This window comes from Sediminibacterium goheungense (assembly GCF_004361915.1).
GTDB classification, from domain to species: Bacteria; Bacteroidota; Bacteroidia; order Chitinophagales; family Chitinophagaceae; genus Sediminibacterium; species Sediminibacterium goheungense.
Genome location: NZ_SNWP01000011.1, coordinates 1,036,933 through 1,056,820 on the forward strand (window position 1 = coordinate 1,036,933; position 19,888 = coordinate 1,056,820).

The 19,888-nt window shown below is 40.2% G+C and carries 11 protein-coding genes; 4 read left to right on the forward strand and 7 right to left on the reverse strand.

Features of this window, described 5'->3' with window-relative positions; translation table 11 throughout:
- The first annotated feature begins 50 nt into the window (after nt 1-50).
- Both BC659_RS12205 and BC659_RS12210 read left to right on the forward strand, forming a co-directional pair.
- On the forward strand, nt 51-542 hold the full coding sequence (locus tag BC659_RS12205) for a DinB family protein (protein ID WP_133475034.1): 492 nt from the start codon (nt 51-53) through the stop codon (nt 540-542).
- 140 nt (nt 543-682) lie between these two features.
- Nucleotides 683-3,082, forward strand: coding sequence for a hypothetical protein (locus BC659_RS12210; RefSeq protein ID WP_133475035.1), 2,400 nt, complete (start codon nt 683-685; stop codon nt 3,080-3,082).
- Nucleotides 3,083-3,227: 145 nt separating this feature from the next.
- Here BC659_RS12210 and BC659_RS12215 read toward each other — a convergent pair whose 3' ends face one another.
- From BC659_RS12215 to BC659_RS12235, 5 genes are all read right to left on the reverse strand, one after another.
- A complete protein-coding gene (locus BC659_RS12215; protein ID WP_133475036.1) occupies nt 3,228-4,298 on the reverse strand; it encodes a phytase in 1,071 nt (356 codons plus the stop codon).
- A gap of 67 nt (nt 4,299-4,365) precedes the next feature.
- Nucleotides 4,366-7,221 carry a TonB-dependent receptor gene (locus tag BC659_RS12220; RefSeq protein ID WP_133475037.1) on the reverse strand — a complete coding sequence of 952 codons (2,856 nt, stop codon included), beginning with the start codon at nt 7,219-7,221 and terminating at the stop codon, nt 4,366-4,368.
- Nucleotides 7,222-7,403: 182 nt separating this feature from the next.
- Entirely contained in the window at nt 7,404-8,402 is a 999-nt protein-coding gene (locus BC659_RS12225) for a beta-ketoacyl-ACP synthase III (protein ID WP_133475038.1), read from the reverse strand.
- Nucleotide 8,403: 1 nt separating this feature from the next.
- Entirely contained in the window at nt 8,404-8,820 is a 417-nt protein-coding gene (locus BC659_RS12230; RefSeq protein WP_133475039.1) for a type II toxin-antitoxin system VapC family toxin, read from the reverse strand.
- The gene (locus tag BC659_RS12235; RefSeq protein ID WP_133475040.1) at nt 8,817-9,077 is read right to left on the reverse strand and encodes a DUF6364 family protein; all 261 of its coding nucleotides are present in this window, start codon (nt 9,075-9,077) and stop codon (nt 8,817-8,819) included. Before BC659_RS12235 ends, BC659_RS12230 begins: the two co-directional genes overlap by 4 nt.
- A 66-nt stretch (nt 9,078-9,143) precedes the next feature.
- Here BC659_RS12235 and ruvA point away from each other — a divergent pair, with 66 nt between their 5' ends.
- Nucleotides 9,144-9,728 carry a Holliday junction branch migration protein RuvA gene (gene ruvA / locus BC659_RS12240; RefSeq protein ID WP_133475041.1) on the forward strand — a complete coding sequence of 195 codons (585 nt, stop codon included), beginning with the start codon at nt 9,144-9,146 and terminating at the stop codon, nt 9,726-9,728.
- A 116-nt stretch (nt 9,729-9,844) separates the two neighbouring features.
- Nucleotides 9,845-17,098: a T9SS outer membrane translocon Sov/SprA gene (gene sov, locus BC659_RS12245; RefSeq protein ID WP_246027130.1), complete on the forward strand. Its 7,254-nt coding sequence runs from the start codon at nt 9,845-9,847 to the stop codon at nt 17,096-17,098.
- A gap of 28 nt (nt 17,099-17,126) precedes the next feature.
- Here sov and BC659_RS12250 read toward each other — a convergent pair whose 3' ends face one another.
- Together BC659_RS12250 and BC659_RS12255 are read right to left on the reverse strand one after the other, a co-directional pair.
- On the reverse strand, nt 17,127-17,888 hold the full coding sequence (locus BC659_RS12250; RefSeq protein ID WP_162847418.1) for a hypothetical protein: 762 nt from the start codon (nt 17,886-17,888) through the stop codon (nt 17,127-17,129).
- A 362-nt stretch (nt 17,889-18,250) separates the two neighbouring features.
- Nucleotides 18,251-19,873, reverse strand: a complete 1,623-nt coding sequence (locus tag BC659_RS12255; protein WP_133475044.1) for an NAD(P)/FAD-dependent oxidoreductase — start codon at nt 19,871-19,873, stop codon at nt 18,251-18,253.
- Nucleotides 19,874-19,888: the final 15 nt, after the last annotated feature.

Below are 19,888 nucleotides of genomic sequence, written 5' to 3' on the forward strand. Positions count from 1 at the left end.
TAAATTGTCTGGGTAAATAAAATTCTTCTTCCTCAAATGTAAGACGAATCATGAAGCAATTACTCCTCTCTTATACGGCTTATGAAATCTGGGCCAATGAACAGTTGCTTAGCCTTGCCGTGGAACTTTCTCCCGAAGAACAGAACAGGCCGCTTGTAAGCAGTTTTCCTTCGGTTCATAAAACCTTTTTACATATGTGGGATGCTGCCAGTGCCTGGTGGCAAAGGCTGCAGATGCATGAGCAGGTAGTGATGCCCAGCCTGAGTTTTCACCCAGGCATGAAAGATATTGCCAATGGGCTACTTCAGCAAAACCGCCAATGGTACTCTTTTGTAGAGGATGCCGGTGAAGAAATGCTGCTGGCCTCTCTTTCATATACAAACATGAAGGGGCAGCCTTTTGTACAGCCTGTCTTTGAAATTATCATGCATTTATCAAATCACGGTACCTATCATCGTGGGCAGGTTGTGACTTTATTTCGGCAATTAGGTGTGGAAAAAATACCCCAAACTGACTACATACTATTTACCCGGACAAAGTAATAAGTAAGGACGCAGGCTACCGAGAGAATGTATGCTTTTTTGTGTATTGTAATATACAGTATGCTGAATTGGGATATGTGATATTTTCTTTCACATTTCTCTTTTAAGCTTTAACGTATCTTAGCACAAAAGAGCATTACATGAAGCGTATTGGATTTCTTATGATCTTGTTGATGGTACTTTTGGGCGATGAAAAAGTACATGCACAGTTTGTAGATTCGATTATGGATTCGCATGCGAATCTCTTTCCTAAAGAGAAAATGCATATTCACTTTGATAAACAGGTGTACAATAAGGATGAAACGATCTGGTATAAACTTTACCTGCTGGTAGATAATAGTCTTAGTGGATTAAGTAAAAACGTATATGTTGATTGGTATGATACCGATGGAAAAATGTTACGTCAGACCGTATCTCCGATTTTTCAGTCAACAGCAAAAGGCTCTTTTGACCTTCCTGTTGATTATTCAGGTGCCTTTGTGAGGGTGAAAGCTTATACAAGATGGATGCTCAACGATGATACCAGTTTTATTTACCAGAAAGATATATTGATTAATAACGGTAAGCCTTCAGCAAAAAAACAAGCAGTTTCCCGAACCAGGCTTGAACTTTTTCCTGAAGGAGGAGCCCTTGTGGAAGGATTGGATGAGAAAATTGCATTTAAAAGCACCAATCAGTCTGGTATACCTGTGCGTATCAAAGGCGTACTGATGAATGATAAGAATAAAGTACTGGATACACTTAAGATTTTGCATGATGGAATGGGTAGTTTTATGCTCAGACCAGTAGCTGGAGAGAAGTACAGGGTTGAATGGACGGATGAAAATGGAGCCAAAGGGAGTACCGCTATTTCCAATATACAACAGCAAGGTGTGGCGCTGAGTATTCAGGGTACAAATGATAAAGCCCTCATTCAGGTACAAAGAACTGAAAATGTTACGGATAACTACAAGCAGTTATTTCTCCTCGTTCATATGAATGAAAGGCCTATTTATAAGGTGCAGTTGAAAATGCCTGAAAAATTAGTATTAAATACCGCAGTACCCATTGATGAACTACAAACGGGTATCCTTCAGTTCTCATTGTTTACAAGCGACTGGATACCGTTGGAAGAAAGGATTTTATTCGTTAATAACAGAATGCATGAGTTTAATGCACGTGTAAATCCGGGAATCATTAACCTAAATAAAAGAGGTAAAAATATAGTTGAAGTGTTTGTTTCAGATACAGCTGTTACAAACATGTCTGTTTCTATCACAGATGCGGAGCTTTCCGGTACAGAACAGTATAATATATTCTCAGATTTTCTATTAAGTAATCAGTTAAGAGGATATATACATAATCCCGCATACTATATGAAAAGTGATGCGGATAGCATTACACGCCGGCTGGATCTGGTAATGATGACAAATGGCTGGAGACGTTTTGACTGGAATAAAATTAAAGCGGCTGTTGAACCTAAACTGCAATTTCCTCCTGAAACTGATTTTATGAAACTGCAGGGAAAAGTATATGGTATAGGAACGGGTGGCGGCAGCAATCCACAATTGAATCTGATACTAGCCAATAAAGACAGCAGTAAGAATATGTATTTTGTACCGGTGAACAGGGATGGGAGTTTTGAGGAACGGGATGTCTTTTTTTTCGATACCGCAAAAGTGTATTATAACCTGAATGCAGACACTAAAAATGCCGGACGTGTTACAGAAGTGCAATTAAACAATGGCTTATTGAAAAAACAGCCGGGTAGTACCATCCGTATGGATCAGCAGCCTTATCTGCAAAACTGGTCTGATAGTCTGGCACTTGTAAGAATGAATATGTTTTTGGCCGAAGAAGAAAAGCTTAGGAAAAGTATGGCATCTGCTACTTTACAGGAAGTAGTTGTGCAGGCAAAAATTAAGAACCCAATGCAGGAACTGGATGAAAAATATGCATCTGGTCTTTTCTCTGCAGGGGATGCCTATAGTTTTGATCTTACTGCTGATAAGGCATTGGGTGCTTTTAATGTATTGACTTATTTGCAGGGTAAAGTAGCGGGATTACAAATATCCGGATCGGGTTCCCAAATGTCTCTGAGCTGGCGTGGCGGTACTCCATCTTTATATCTGAATGAAATGATTTCTAATGTGGATATGGTACAAAGTATTCCTATTACCGATATTGCTTATATTAAAGTTATGCGTCCACCATTTTTTGGATCAGGAGGTGGTGGTGCCGACGGTGCTATTGCCATTTACACAAAGAAAGGAAGTGATGCCAGGAAAAATGACCCGGGTAAAAAAGGGATGGAAACAACCATACTTGCGGGCTACTCAAGGTTCAGGGAGTTTTATAGCCCCAGTTACGAAAAAGATGGCAGTTATGATGCAGATACAAGAAGTACACTTTACTGGAACCCATATATCATAACCAATAAAAAAACGCCCAGATTCAGAATAGAGTTCTACAACAATGATTTCTCTAAAAAATTATTGCTTGTGTTGGAAGGGATCAATGCTGATGGAAAAATGACAAGAACCGTTAAATACCTTGAATAGGCATGAATGGTGAATGGTCAATGGTGAATATAGTTTTCAAATTCACTATTCACCATTGACCATTCACCATTCACGCATAATGGCTAATTTTCCATCATGTCAGAAAACTAAGCAGGGAGTAGTAGCATCAAAAATTAAATACAGATTATTTTTCTCTGAGTCCTGCTTTTTGTGCGATAGACGTCCATGAATAAAACTGAAAAGTTTTGTCTGTGCTCATAGCCACAAAGAGACCACCTTTAAATCCAGGTAAACTTACCGATGTAACATCGCTGCCATCGCTCTGGTTGGTAGATACTAATACAGATGTAATACGTTTATGGTCATTTGGATTGGTTTTCGATCCTTCTCTTGGGTAAATGTTGAATCTGTTGGCTGATTGATCTGAAACAAGAATATAACCTGTTCCATCGGCAAATTTATATATAGAGATGCCTTCATTGTCTTCTTTATAATCACCCTGTCCAAAGACAGCCAATTCATCGTTTCCTTTTTCAGGATCTGCATAATATTTTCGGATGCCAAATTGTTCGTCTGAATAATATACATAACCGAGTTCATTATCAACAGCAATGGATTCAATTTCTTTTTTGCCTGAAAAACGCCCGAATTTCCTGATCAATTTTGCGGTAACCATTCCTTTTTCATTGCCGGTAAGTAAGTATTGTTCCAGATAGCCTTCAGATGGTCCGCTTTTTCGCCCAACGATTACAAAAACTGACTGGTCTGAAGGGCGTTTGTACAACGCAATGCCCATTGGGTAACGAAGACTGTCATTTACAAAAACTGGTATTCCGCCATTGTCTATTGCCTGCATATCAGGCAAACGAAATATCCGGATACTGTTTTTATCTCTCTCTGTAGCTACTGCAATGTCTACAGTTTGTTTGTTGATGATAAGGCCGTAAGCAATGTCTACATTGTTCATTCTTTTTAATCCGGTAACCGATCTTTTCTTATCAATCTTTCCTTGTAAGTTGAATACATAAAGACCACCGTTTTCTTTGTGCTTATCGGTGCCGATAACCATACTGTTAGATGGTTGCATACTGTCTATCCAGATGGCGGGGTCATCGCTGTCATCAAAAACAGTATCAGTGACCACAAGTGGTTTTATGGCAGACGTGTCGGTAGATACAATTTCTTTTTCTTTGATATTGTTCCTGCAGGCTGTTAATGCCACACAGAGTATAGAAGTAGATATAATCAGTCGCATGTTAATTAGGATTAAACAGAACCCCGGTAGTTCCGGGGTTCTGCAGGTATGAAAGTAGCTAATGATTTTATTTGTTGATATCGAATTTTAAACCAAAATTAAACCTTGGGCCATAGTATTCCAATTGTGCTGTTCTGGATTTATTGCCCTGGTAATAACGAAGCGGTTGATTGGTAAGATTATTGGCTTCTGTAAAAATTCTTGTTCTATGGTTAACTGCATAGGAAGCATTAAAGTCAAGGAAGAATTGTTTATCGTAGAACCGGTCATTAAACGAATCAGCATTATACCCTGCATCGTCACTGTCATCCACATAGGATGATGTATAATTGGCTGAAAGACGGCTTACGAATTTGCTGTTTTCATAGGAAAGTGAGAAATTGAAGATATGAGGAGCTGCACCCGGTAATTTCACATTGCTGCGAACAAGTGAGCCTCCGCCGTCATAAATACCATCAGCTTTTGAATAGGTATAGGTGTAGTTAAAATATACACCGAATCCCTTCCATATGCCTGGTAAAAAATCCAGTTGACGTTGGGCAGCCACTTCCAAACCCAAAAGGCTTGCGCCATCGCCGTTTCTTCGTTGCGTAAATTGCCAGTTTTCACCTGCACCGATCGGATTGGTAATGGTTGGGAAATCACGTGAAAATTCAGCTTGTGTGTATTGCTGATCAAGATAGGTATAAAAGAAACGGTCAATTTTTTTGTAGAATACACCTCCGGAAATAATACCAACCGATTTATAATATTTTTCAAACATCAGATCTATGTTCCATGATCTTACAGGTTCCATTTTAGGGTTACCTGCGCTTAATTCCTGATCATTTGGGTTGATATTAAAGAAAGGAACCAGATCGTAGTATCTTGGTCGGGCAATGGAACGGGTAATAGCTCCTTTGAATACAGTATTATTATCGAATTTGTATTTGGCATTCACGTTAGGTAGAAAATCTGTATAACTGTTTTTTAAATTTGCGATGCCTTTCAGTTGATCCCCATCTTCAACAATATTACCTGAATAGTTGATGCTGGTTTTTTCAATACGGACACCCATGTTAGCCGACCAGCGATCGCTGAAATTCTGTTTCAACTCTATATAACCTGCACTGATGGTTTCTTTGGCAGAGAAGTTTCCTGAAAGATATTCTTCAGGTACATCACTTTCAGTAAAACGGGTAGCATCTTTAAAGTTTAATCCACCCAAAAATCCCGGTGATACAAAAAGACCGGCAGCAAATCTTTCACCCGGATAGAATTCCGAAGCTGTTTTATCGGTGAGTGGTAGCAGACTGATGTTTGCAAAACTTCCTGCAGAAGCTCCGATAGGCGTGTATTCAAAAAAGTTATTATCCCTTTTTTTCTCTTTACTGCGCAAACGAAGGCCGAATTTCAGATTGCCGGATTGTGTTTTAACGATAGAAGCAGGTATTTCAAAATTGAGTTTTGCATTGATGTCTTTCTCAAACTGATTTTGAAATTGTTCGGTGAGTTCGTTTCTTCTTGTGTATCCTGTTAATGCAGTGTTATCGGTGAGATAAGGTCTTTCAGGATTTGAAATATCCTGTGTTACTGTAATATTTCTTCTTCCCATTGAAATGTATCGCTCATTGGGTCTTTCCTCCGAAGCTCTGGCAAATTGTACGCTCCAATCTGTTTTTACTTTACCAAAAAGATGTTCGCCTTTAATGGCAAGAGAACGAACTCTTTGGTCTTCCAGACGACGATTGTCGACACGGCCACCAGCAGCGCCTCCTTTTGTTTGTCTGAGTACTTCACCCACATTGTACCCTGATATATTTCCAGCTGCATCATATATCAGATCAGTTGCGGCATTACCCCTGAAACGATGTCTTAATCTGAAGCGGTTTTCCTTATCATCTCTCCAGTTATAACTACCTGTAACATAAATAGTATGAAGCGGACTTATTTTATAGTCAACAGTTGCAGTAGCACTTCTGCGTATCCTTAACAGATCATATATACGCTGGTCATGGTCACTTACATATAATTTACCATTGGCATCTTTGCTCCATACAGCTTCCACATTATCTGAGCCATATTCATTTCTGTTGAATGATCCGCTGATTACATAACCAAGTTTATTTTTAGCAAAACGGCTTCCTGCAATAAAGTTAACAGTACCAATAAAGGATGCACGGATCGGGTTATAACCGCCGGCAACTGTTGCAGATAAACGCTTGCCGTTGGGTGCGGTGCGTGTAACGAGATTAACTGAACCACCAATGGCATCCGCATCCATGTCAGCTGTAAGTGTTTTGCTTACTTCTACAGTCTGAATCATATCGGCAGGAATCAGATCCATCTGAATACGTCTGTTATCGCCTTCTGCTGATGGTATACGCTCGCCATTTAAGGTAACCGAATTAAATTCCGGGCCCATGCCACGTACGATGATATTTCTGGCTTCGCCCTGATCATTTTGCATCGCAATACCCGGTACCCTTTTAATGGCATCACCGATATTAGCATCCGGGAAACGACCAATCTGATCGGCACTGATAATATTGCTGATATTATCAGTGTTCTTTTGCTGATTTAATGCTTTAGACTGACCTTTTAAACGATCGCCCAATACAATGACCCCTTTTAAAACGGAAACACCGGATTCCAGAGAGGCAGTGAACTCACTTACTGTTCCAGTACTGGTAATTGATTTCTCATAATCCTTATAACCTAGATAAGAAATGCGAAGGGTATGTGTTCCTGCAGGAACATTATAAAAAGTGGCCACACCACTTGTATTTGATATGGCACTCATCTTTTGATTATCTAATGAAACATTCGCCCCGGGCAGGTTCAGTTTTTGTTCATCAATGATTTTTACTTTGATGGTACCATTTTGTGCATAAAGAATGGTTGTCATGAACAGACATACCATTGCCATGTAGACATTTTTCATAATCAGCGTTTTGTACACATTTTAATTGCGTGCAAAACTATCTGCTATGAAAGCCGTTAGTATCTATGTTGCGTTATGGTTTTGTGACGGAATTGTTAAGGGAAAATGAAGTGGGTGAATGGTCAATGGTCAATGGTGAATTCGAAAACTATATTCACCATTGATCATTCAACATTCACAACTCACTTCCCGTCATACGCCCATTTCACCCAGGTAGCTCCCCAGGTAAATCCACCACCGAAAGCGGCAAGAACAATATTATCGCCCTTTTTTAATTCTTTTTCCCAATCCCATAGACATAATGGAAGGGTGGCTGCGGTAGTATTGCCATATTTCTGGATATTGATCATTACCTTTTCTTTGGGTAATCCCATTCGGTTAGCTGTCGCATCGATGATGCGCAGATTAGCCTGATGTGGTACCAGCCATGCTATATCATCTCCTGTTAATCCGTTTCTTTCCAGTAATTCTGCACTTACATCAGCCATACCTTTTACAGCAAATTTGAAAACAGCCTGTCCCTCCTGATAGGCAAAATGTTCTTTAGCCATTACGGTTTCAACAGTTGCGGGCTTAACAGAGCCACCTGCTTTCATATGTAAATAATGACGACCACTACCATCGCTTCTTAAGATGCTGTCTTGGATGCCCGAATCATCAGTTGATGGTTCGAGTAAAACCGCACCTGCACCATCTCCAAAAATAATACAGGTAGCGCGATCGGTATAATCGATGATGGCACTCATTTTATCGACGCCTACTACAATTACTTTTTTGAACCTGCCACTTTCAATATACATGGCGCCGGTGGTGAGTGCGTAGAGAAAACCACTACAAGCGGCACTCATATCGTAACCCCAGGCATTGGTAGCGCCAAGTTTATCGCAGATTATATTAGCAGTCGCAGGAAATACCATATCGGGTGTAACTGTAGCACAGATTACACAATCGATATCCAATGGGTCAAGATTTTTTTTGCGGAGAATTTCCTGGATAGCTGGAACGGCCATATCGCTGCTGCCTTTGCCGGGCTCTTTTAGTATCCTTCTTTCTTCTATACCTGTACGGGTACGTATCCATTCATCATTAGTATCTACCATTTTTTCCAGATCGAAATTGGTGAGTTTGTCTTCGGGAACATATCCGCCAACTGCGGTTATGGCTGCTGTGAGTTTATTCATCTTAATGATTAAAAGCGTTTATAAATTCTTTTGGAGATTGTATGATAATTTGTGATGACTTAAAATCTTTCTTGTCTCTGGTTATAATGCAGTATAAATTCGAAACCGAAAGAGCAGATGCATATTGGACAGCATCGTCAAAATCTTTAATTGCTGAATCCAGTGCTTCCTCTAGTACCCTATTATCAACAGTTACTGTGGTAAATAATTTATTCAGGTCTCTCAGTATTTCTTTTGCAGCTGGTTTGCCAACATATTTCTGTAAATAGTAACCAATTTGAGTATAACTCACGGCTGATAAATAACCGTCTATCTCTTTTTTGTATAATAACTTAAATATATCCATTGCCTCATCATCAAAAGAAGGGCGTTTAAGCAAAAAATCCAGTACGATATTTATGTCAAGAAACACTTTCATCTTCCTTCACTATATTTTTTGATGATTTCTTCCTTTATTACCTCTTCATAGTTACCTATATTTTTAGCATCTATACATCCATGTAGCCTTTTAAGAATAGGTGGGAGTTCTTCTTCCGGCTGATTTTTTTGCTTTTTACGTAGCCCACGCATATACCCTTCAATTATCTTTGAAAGACTTTTACCTGACTCCCTGGCATAGGCTTTTGCGTCCGCTACCACCGATTCATCTATCAGTAAAGTGAGTTTGGTAGACATACGTATACATTTTATACAAAGATACGTACAATCTGTCAATTTTTACCCCTATTTTTGATACCAGTTATGATCGCATTCGTACGAGGCAAGTTTGCAGTTAAAACTCCGGCAAGGGTAGTAGTAGACGTAAATGGGGTAGGTTATGACCTGCAGATCAGCCTGAATACCTATGCAAGCATTAGTAATGTAGAAAACGGACAATTACACACCTATTTACATATTACTGAAAATGCACAAACATTGTTCGGTTTTGCCGATATTGCAGAAAAGGATTTGTTTTTGCAATTGATCAGTGTATCGGGTGTGGGAGCATCAACAGCCAGGATGATGTTATCGGGCATGAAACCCGATGAAATTATCAGGGCCATTGTTCAGGGCAACACAAAGCAACTGGAAGGAATCAAAGGTATAGGTAAGAAGTCGGCTGAAAGATTGATTGTGGAGTTAAGAGATAAGCTGAGCAAACAAAACATTGATCAGCCATTGGGCGGAGCAGTTGTTTCCGGTGTGGATTACGATGCTGTTCAGGCATTGATTGCACTGGGTATTGCCAAACCCCAGGCAGAAAATGCCATAAAAAAAACTATGTCAACCATACCTGCAGATGCATCATTGGAAGAGATCATCAAACAGGCCTTAAAAAATTTATAGTCTATCGCGTACACCTCTACTTAACTAAGTGTTTCACATTGCACCTGCGACTGCTTTTAATTATTTCACTGGCCCTGACCTGGCATAGTCATCTGTTGGCTCAACAACGGGATTCCTTGCGTTATCCTATTAACGACAGAAGGGCGGATGCATTATCTGAAAAGAGCAGAAACCCATTCGATCTTCGCGATACCTCACTTATAAAAAGAACCATTGAGTATGATCCTAAAACAAAGCAATACGTAATTGTTGAGAAGATAGGGAACCGCTATTACCGCACGCCTACCAACCTGACGTTTGAAGAATTCTGGCGACTGCAGGCAAGAGAGCAGGAAAGGGAATATTTTAAAAAACGTTCTGATGCACTTACTTTATTAAATAAAAAAACACAACGACCACCACTTCGTGTATACAATAATTTGTTTGATAGGATATTTGGTCTTAATGATGTGGTAAATAAATATGGTGGCGATATAAAAGATGCAGTGGGTAATGTTAAGAATGCCGCTAATGATCTGGCCGCACAGAACAGGTTAAAAATTGATATACGCCCCACCGGGGATGTGAATATTCTTGCAGGCTATCAGGGGCAAAATATAAAAAACCCCACTTTGCCTGAACGTGCAAGAAAAAACGGCGGCTTTGATTTCGACATGAATGCCAACCTGAATGTTAATGCCAATATTGGTAACAAGTTAAAGTTTCCTATCAATTATAATACACTTTCCAACCTCAACTTCGATAACCAGATTAAGCTCGATTATAAAGGAATGGATGATGAATTGATTAAGAGTATTGAAGCAGGTAATATTTCTTTTCAGTCGCGTGGAACTTTGATACCAAGTGCACAGAATCTATTTGGTATCAAAACACAATTACAGTTTGGAAAACTATTTGTTACAGGTGCATTGGCTAATCAGCGTTCCAGCAGACAGTCAGTTGCCTTGCAGGGTGGTGCATCCACACAGAATTTTCAGAAGCGATTAGATGATTATGAAGAGAACCGTCATTTTCTGTTAGGTCAGTATTTCGTAGATAACTATAATAAGGTGATGCGTAACCTGCCCGTTGTAAATTCTCAGGTGCAGATACAAAGAATGGAAGTATGGGTAACCAACAGAACAGGCGCTACTACCGATGCAAGAGATATTGTGGGTTTGATGGATCTCGCAGAAACAAGACCTTATAATCCTGCGGTAACGCCACTTACCAACAACCCATTACCCTCTAACCAGGCCAATAATTTATACGGGTCACTGGTAGCGGATCCAAACAGCCGTAATCCTTCTTTTATTAATACACTTTTGTTATCCAAGGGATTAAGACCCGTAGATGATTATGAAAAAACATTTGCCAGAAAACTGGCTACCACTGAATATTCATTTAATCCACAGGTCGGTTTTCTTTCCATCAATACGCAGTTGCAACCTGATGAAGTACTGGCAGTGGCATTTCAATACACCTATAACGGTCGTGTATATCAGGTAGGTGAGTTTTCACAGGATGTGGCACTTGATTCGGCCAGTGGTGTACAGAAAGTTTTGTTCCTGAAATTATTAAAAGCCACTTCTCAACGTATTCAGTTACCCATTTGGGACTGGATGATGAAAAACGTGTATTCGCTTGATGTATTCGGAGGCATTCAAAGAGAAGAGTTTAAACTGAATGTTTTGTACGAAGAACCCAGTGGTGGGTTAAAGCGATATTTACCCGAAACATCACCTACAGTAGACGGACAACCATTGTTGCGTATTTTAAATCTTGACCGGTTGAATAACCGGAATGATCCACAACCCGATGGAATATTCGATTTTATCGATGGGTTTACAGTGCTGTCTCAAACCGGTAAAATTATATTTCCTGTACTGGAACCCTTTGGCCGGGATCTGGATACACTTGCTTTTGCAGGCTTGCCTGCATCAGTAAAAAATAAGTATGTGTATTATTCTTTGTACGACTCTATCAAAGCCATAGCACAAACTTATGCGAACCTGAACCGATATGTCATGCAAGGGCAGGTTAAAGGTAGCAGCAGTGGATCTGAAATTTTCCTGAATACATTTAATATTCCACAGGGTTCCGTATCGGTAACTGCCGGTGGACAAATACTAAAAGAAGGTACAGATTATACAGTTGATTATAATCTTGGAACTGTAAGAATATTGAATGCAGGGATTCTTAATTCCAATGTGCCGGTAAATGTGTCCTTTGAGAATAATGCAGGTTTTGGTATGCAGCAAAGAGGTTTTAGTGGATTACGTCTCGATTATATTGCCAATAAGAAACTTACATTGGGTGCTACCAGCGTTCGTTTGGGTGAGCGTCCGTTCTTTACAAAAATGGGTTATGGGGATGATCCGATACGCAATACCATGTATGGACTTGATTTCAGTTATCAGTCTGAATTGCCGGGGTTGACAAGGCTTTTAAATAAGTTACCTTTCTATTCAACAAAAGCAACCTCTGCTATCAATGCCTATGGAGAAGCAGCATTCCTAAAACCCGGTCACCCCCCGCAAATCGGGAAAGGAGAACAGGGCCTCATATTTGTAGACGATTTTGAAGGAACAAGAACGAGTATCGATCTTCGTTTTCCTTTTGTTGCATGGGCACTGGCATCGACACCGCAGGGTAATCCTAAGTTCCCGGAAGCTACTTTAACTGATTCAATCGACTATAATTTCAACAGGGCCAAACTAGCCTGGTATAATATTGAACCCAATCTACAGGATAAGAACAGCAGCAATAACCCATTACGCAGAAACCTTGCAGAGTTAAGTGACCCGCGGGTAAGGCAGGTCTTTACCAATGAATTATTTCCACAGCGAACAACCAATATTACAGATGTGCAGGCTGCCACATTTGACCTTGCTTTTTATCCAACAGAAAAAGGACCCTATAATTTTGAAACAAGACCTTCTGAGTTTACAGCAAACGGAAGACTTACCAAACCTGCCAACAGGTGGGGTGGTATTATGCGTGCGATAGATCAGACTGATTTTGAAACAGGAAATATTGAGTTCTTCGAAATCTGGATGCAGAATCCTTTTATACTTAATCCGGGAAGCAGAGGTGGTAAACTGTTACTGAACCTTGGTAATATCAGTGAAGATATTCTGAAAGACGGTAAGAGGTTTTATGAAAATGGAATGAATACCCCCAATATTCCGGCTTCAGTAGATAGTTCGAATACCTGGGGTAAAACACCTGTGAACCCAATTCAGATTACACAGGCATTCAGTAATGATCCGAACGATAGACCTTTTCAGGATGTGGGTTTTGACGGACTGGATGATGCTGCTGAAAGACGAAAAAAAGGTTATGTCCTGAATCGGATCGCTCAAAATTTTGGTACAGGTTCTGTTGCTTTTATTCAGGCGCAGGAAGATCTGGCACGTGATAACTATAAATGGTTCCGCGACAATTCTTTTGATCAGTTGGGAACAGGTATTCTGGGTCGATATAAAAATCATAATAATCCTCAGGGAAACTCACCCATTGCAACTACGGGAGGACAGTTTACGCCTGCAGCTACGCTGTATCCGGATAATGAGGATCTGAACAGGGATAATACTTTGAATGAAACGGAAGCTTATTATGAATATGAGGTAAATCTCCGTCCTGGAATGGATGTTGGTATTACACCTTATATAACAGATAAAAGAAGAATCACGGTGAATGCTGCTGATGGAACGACTAAAACAGAGGATTGGTTTTTGTTTCGTATTCCTATCCGTTCTTTCTCCAATAAAGTAGGTAGTATTGCTGATTTTAAATCAATTCGATTTGCACGTCTGTACCTTACCGATTTCGAAGATTCAGTAGTGATTCGTATGGCTCGTATGGATCTGGTGCGTAATCAATGGAGACAATTTTCCTTCAACCTTGATACCACAGGTGCATATACACCTGTTAACAATGCATCAGGTACTACTTTTAATACACTGGCTGTTAACCTCGAAGAAAACAGCAGCAGAACACCTGTAAATTATATTATGCCTCCGGGTGTTGAACGGGTTCAGTTATTAAGTAACAATGGTGTAAACCTGCAACAGAATGAACAGGCCATGAGTCTGCAGATCAGAAACCTGGTTACAGGTGATGCACGCGCGGTATTTAAAACCCTGAACCTGGATATTAGACAATATGGTAACCTGAATATGTTTTTGCATGCAGAGTCGGTACCCGGTCAGCGACCCCTGCAGGATAATGATTTATATGCTGTGGTAAGAATTGGTCAGGACTTCCTGAATAACTATTACGAAATCAAAGTGCCATTGAAGGTTACTTTACCGGGTAATTATCCACGTGGACAGGAAGAGAAGGTATGGCCGCTTGCCAATGAATTGAATGTGAGTCTTAGGGATCTGATTGATCTGAAATTACGGAGGAATCAGCGGGGAGGCTCGGTTACCAATATTTACCGTGAAATCTTCGGAAATAAAACGTATTCTGTTCGTGGTAACCCGAATCTGGGTGAAGTAAGAGGCATACTTGTTGGCGTTGAAAACCCATTCAGGCCTGATGGTCCAACACTTAGTTCTGAAGTATGGATCAATGAACTTCGTTTGTCTGACCTGGATGAACGCGGAGGTTGGGCAGCATTGGGAAGGGTTGACCTGCTGCTTGCAGATCTCGGCACTATGTCGGTATCAGCCAATACCAGGTCTCAGGGTTTTGGTACCATTGAACAACGTGTAAATGAAAGGGCAAGAGATAACCTGATGCAATTTGATATTGCTGCTAGTATTGATGCCGGTAAATTATTACCTAAAAAAGCAAGAATATCGTTACCTGTATATGCAAGTATCAACAGAACCGTATTAACTCCGGAGTATGATCCTTTTGACAGGGATGTTCGTTATAAAGAAAAACTAAATAATAGTCCGGTAGATAAACGAGACTCGATCCGAAAAGCAGCTGTTGATCAGACAACCATCCGTACATTGAATTTTACAAATGCGAGAATATTACCTGGTAACAAACAGGGCTTACTAAGCCTGAGTAATTTTGATTTTAGTTATTCTTTCACACAAACAGAACAGAATAGTCCGGTAATTGAACAGAATAAGGTTACAAGGCATCGTGGTGGTTTTGGATATACTTATAATGCGCAAAGTAATTATATAGAGCCCTTTAAGAAATTTATCAAATCCAACTCTCCGTGGTTTGCATTGGTAAAGGACTTTAATTTTAACCTGCGTCCATCATTCATCAGTTTCCGGGCAGATGTGCAGCGACAGTTTGGAGAATTCATTCCGCGTATTGTAAATACATTTGATGGCAAAGTAGATCGTGTAGATACAACTTATGACAAGTACTTTACGTTTGATCGTTTTTATAATCTTCGCTGGGACCTAAGCCGTTCACTCAATCTTGATTTTTCGGCTACCAATAATGCACGTGTAGATGAACCTTTTGGAAGAATTGATACTAAAGCCAAAAAGGATTCAGTATGGAAGAATTTTATGAAGGGTGGCAGAAATACACTGTACACACAAAAGGCTTCATTGAGTTATACTATACCCCTTAATAAGTTTCCTCTGACAGATTGGATCACGGCCCGTTATGGATATACAACCACCTATAACTGGATTGGAGCCAGCAGACTCGCTTATAATCTCGGTAATACACTCGAAAACTCTCAGGAGAATACCTTAACCGCTCAGTTCAATTTCGCCAGTCTTTACGCTAAGTCCAGGTGGATGCGGGCGCTGGAAAATATTCCGCCTCCCAGGCAAAAAGGAGATACCACAAGAAAACAAAAAACACCCTCCAATTTGCTTGGCTCAACTTTATTGCCTAAGTCGGTAGCACTGGAAGGTCTTTCCGGAAAAGACAGAAAAGATGCGTTAAAGAAATGGAGGGCTCAGAGAAGGGATGAAAGAATAGCAGCAAAATTATTACGGGCAAACCAACTACCTGAATTGGGTGGACTGGAGAGAGCAGGTGGAAAATTACTCACAATGCTAAAAAATGTATCTGTGAATTATTCTGCTAATTTCAGAAGCAGGTTGCCGGGTTATATGGATAGTACCAGGTTTCTGGGACAGAATTTCAACAGTATGGCGCCAGGTCTGGATTATGTATTTGGCAGACAACCCGATACTGCATGGCTCAACAAAAAAGCAGCACAGGGATTATTGTCCAGAGATACTACATTCAATTTTATGTTCAGACAGAGTTTTGAACAGAGATTTACGATTACAGCACAACTGGAGCCTGTAAGAGAATTACTGATTGATCTAAATCTCGAAAAATCATTTACCAAAGATTATTCCGAATTATATAAGGATACCCTTGGTAACGGAAAATTCAGTCACCTGAATCCATTGGCAACCGGAGGATTCAGTGTCTCCTATATTTCATTCGGAACATTATTTGGTAGTTATAATCCAAATGAAATTTCTAAGACATTTAAAACATTTGAAAACAATCGACTGGTAGTATCCAGAAGAGTGGCAGAAGGTAATCCGTACTGGCAGGCTCTGCCCAATAACCAGAAATTTACAGCAGATGGGTTTGCAAAAGGATATGGCCGTTATGCACAGGATGTATTGTTACCTTCTTTCCTGGCGGCCTATACCGGAAAAGATCCCAATTCTGTGGCATTGCTCAAACAATCAAATCCTAATATATCATCCAATCCGTTCAGTGGAATTTTACCGAAACCCAACTGGCGCCTTACTTATACTGGTCTGACCAAGTTACCCGGTCTTGCGGCTAAGTTTAATAATATCACGTTAACCCATGGATATAAAGGCAATCTGAGTATGAATAGTTTCAATAGCGCTTTATTATATACAGATCCTTTCCGCCTGGGTGGACCAGCATTTATTGATACCGTCAGTGGCAATTTTGTACCCTTCTTCCTGGTACCGAATATAACCATACAGGAAAGCTTTGAACCTTTGATTGGGGTTGATATTACGACCAATGATCAGATGAATATCAAATTCTCTTATGCAAAAGGCAGGAGACTGAGTTTGAGCCTGGTTGACTATCAATTAAGCGAGACAAGAAATACTGATTGGACTTTTGGATTTAGCTGGCGTAAGAAAGGTGTAAACCTGCCGTTTAAATTACCGGGTAGTAAAGGGAAGAAATTAGAGAATGACCTTACTTTTAAAATAGATGTGGCCATGCGTAATGAGTCGCTAACCAATAGCAGGCTCGATCAGTCGAATGCCTATGGTACCGGTGGACAAAAAGAGATTACCATACAGCCTTCTATTGATTATATCATTAATAACCGGGTGAATATTCGCTTCTTCTTTGATCAGCGTAAAGTAACACCTTATATCTCTACCTCTGCACCCAGTGTAAATACAAGGGCCGGTGTGAGTGTGCGGGTGTCTTTAGCTCAATAAATATCATGACTGATTGATATTACTTTGATTACCGGTCTTTTGTAAGATTGTTCAGTTTGAATTCCTTATTTGTCTGATATTTCGACAAAAGATCTTCGAGGTAATATTTATGGAGGATGCCCGTAAGTACAATTATTTTCCTGCCTTTATACATGGATATGAAATCAAGGATATTTTGTGACATAATTTCATTTCTTGTTTTCCAGTAAGTATGTTGATCCATAAACTGAGATCCATACTTTTTTAGCCGCGGCACTATTTTCATAAGAGAAGATACATGCTCGTATTCAATTTGCATCAATTTTCGCAGACTGTCTGTCACAACAGGTCTGTTTATGGTCATATAATCCTCTTCGTACAGGTTATAGAGGTAATTATTGTAGCTGATAAATATTTTATGTTGAGGAGCCAGGTTATCGGGAATTTCATTCCTGTCATATGCCTTATTAAGATCAGTTGTCCATTGTTGCTCAAATGTTTCCTGGTTATGTACAAATTTTTTTCTGTTAATGATGGTATGGTCGAATGGGTGAATGATAACATTTGGGTTAAACGCTTGATACCGATACAGCATATCCATTTCAGGGGGCATTTTTTTTGCCAAACCCAGTTTTCTGGCAGTAATATACCAGGAGGGTGGTGTAACCATTGTGAATCGATCTGTAAAGTAACCTGAAACAGTATCTGTTTCAGATAGTAAAACATCCGGCTTTTCTTTTTTGAGTATCTCTAGTAATAGTTCCGTATTGCGGACTTTGTTTGCAGTGTGAATAACTCCAATAATGGTCACATCTGTTTCTTGTGCAGTTAGTTGAGTAATAAAAAAGGTGCAAATGAGTATGCATGACAGTACCATTTTTCTTTTTTGCATATGAAAAGCCATTGATATCTACAAAATACGCAAAGAATAACGGTCTTTCCGGTTCAGTCTGACAATAGGATTGTTATTTCTGAGAAAAAATGGGTGTTTTTCACGTTGCCTACGGAGAGGTCTCCTTCTACTTTTACATCATGAAGGGGCGTTTACAGCAGTTTTCCAACACTGTTAACGCATTGAGGGGGCGGTCATGACCGGGGGGAATACTGGCCGTCTACCTCGTTCCTGAGTTACAGTTTTTAATAGGATTAAAGGTTTGACGGGGGGATAATTCTTTATCTCCCCTTTTCTATAATGCGTTCAGCTACTCTTTCGCCATCCATGGCAGCACTAACAATACCACCCGCATAACCGGCTCCTTCGCCGCATGGATATAAATTCTGAAACTGAGGATGTGACAAACTCTCTGGATCTCTGGGTATACGTACAGGGGAGGAGGTTCTGCTCTCGGTAGCTACCACAATGGCTTCATTGGTATAATAACCACGCATTTTCTTTCCAAATGCAATAAAACCACCCTGCAGACTTTTATAAATGAAATCAGGCAGTACTTCGGAGAGAGAACTGGATTGCACGCCGGGCAGATAACTGCACTCAGGGAGGTTGGTGGAATGTTTATGCTGGCAGAAGTCAGCCATTCTTTGGGCAGGAGCAACAAACAAGCCGCCTCCGGCTTTGAAAGCTTTTTTTTCTACTTCCGCTTGAAACTGCATTAACAATAAAGGCGAATTTTTCCAGTGTTCACCTGCGGGTGTATATGATTTGATGGTGTCCAGCACTTCTTTTCTTTTATCAAAATATTTTATGGCATCTCCCTGTTCTACCTGAACTACCATGCCGCTGTTGGCATAGGGGTTGTTTCGTTTGCTGGGACTCCATCCATTCACTACCAGTTCTTCCGGGTTGGTAGCTGCCGGTGCAATAATACCACCGGGGCACATACAAAAACTGAATACACCACGATTATTTACCTGCTCTACGAGGCCATAGGAGGCAGGTGGCAGAGCATCATCTCTCAATACACAATGATATTGAATGGAGTCAATGAGTTGCTGATGGTGCTCGATACGAACACCCAATGCAAATGGTTTGGCTTCTATAGCTATTTGCCTGCTGTATAAAAGTTGAAATATATCGCGGGCCGAATGTCCGGTAGCAAGTATAAAATCATCAGCTACCATTTCATCACCATCTGCCGTTTTTACAGCTTTGATACAATTACCGGCCAGCACCAGATCTGTTACTTTCTTTTCAAACAAAAAAATACCACCACTGTTTCTGATTTGCTCACGCATGGCAGTGATGATATGCGGTAATTTATTGGTACCTATATGGGGGTGTGCATCGTATAAAACAGAGTCTTCTGCACCGAATTGATATAATAATTGAAGAATCCGGTTGATATCGCCCCTTTTGGTACTGCGGGTATATAATTTCCCATCACTGTAAGTACCAGCGCCCCCTTCTCCAAAACAATAATTACTCTCCGGGTTTACTATGCCCTCTTTATTTAGTTGGGCAAGATCTCTTCTTCTGGCACGTACATCTTTACCTCTTTCCAATAAAATTGGCTGAACACCTTTTTCAATCAGTTTTAATGCTGCGAATAAGCCTGCTGGTCCGGCGCCTACTATGATTACTTTTTGCCGGGCTGTTGAAACATCCTGAAAATGGATAGGGGTAACTTCCCTTTTGGTAAAAGGTTCTTCAATATATGCGTTAACGGTAAGGTTAACCCATACCTGTTGCCGGCTTCTGGCATCAATGGATCGTTTTAATATATGGAAACCGGAAATTCTTGCAGGATTTGTTCCTGTTGACCGGGCTATATAGGATTTCACAACGGATTCATCCGCCGCTTCTGCCGGTTTGAGTTTAAGTGTGAGGTGTTTTTGCATACTGTTAGGTATTTA

Excerpts from the sequence above, each read along its gene's own strand:
- BC659_RS12205 (WP_133475034.1), top strand. The coding sequence starts at position 51 with ATGAAGCAATTACTCCTCTCTTATACGGCTTATGAAATCTGGGCCAAT.
- BC659_RS12210 (WP_133475035.1), top strand. The coding sequence starts at position 683 with ATGAAGCGTATTGGATTTCTTATGATCTTGTTGATGGTACTTTTGGGC.
- ruvA (WP_133475041.1), top strand. The coding sequence starts at position 9,144 with ATGATCGCATTCGTACGAGGCAAGTTTGCAGTTAAAACTCCGGCAAGG.
- BC659_RS12255 (WP_133475044.1), bottom strand. The coding sequence starts at position 19,873 with ATGCAAAAACACCTCACACTTAAACTCAAACCGGCAGAAGCGGCGGAT.
- BC659_RS12215 (WP_133475036.1), bottom strand. The coding sequence starts at position 4,298 with ATGCGACTGATTATATCTACTTCTATACTCTGTGTGGCATTAACAGCC.
- BC659_RS12235 (WP_133475040.1), bottom strand. The coding sequence starts at position 9,077 with ATGTCTACCAAACTCACTTTACTGATAGATGAATCGGTGGTAGCGGAC.
- BC659_RS12225 (WP_133475038.1), bottom strand. The coding sequence starts at position 8,402 with ATGAATAAACTCACAGCAGCCATAACCGCAGTTGGCGGATATGTTCCC.
- BC659_RS12220 (WP_133475037.1), bottom strand. The coding sequence starts at position 7,221 with ATGAAAAATGTCTACATGGCAATGGTATGTCTGTTCATGACAACCATT.
- BC659_RS12230 (WP_133475039.1), bottom strand. The coding sequence starts at position 8,820 with ATGAAAGTGTTTCTTGACATAAATATCGTACTGGATTTTTTGCTTAAA.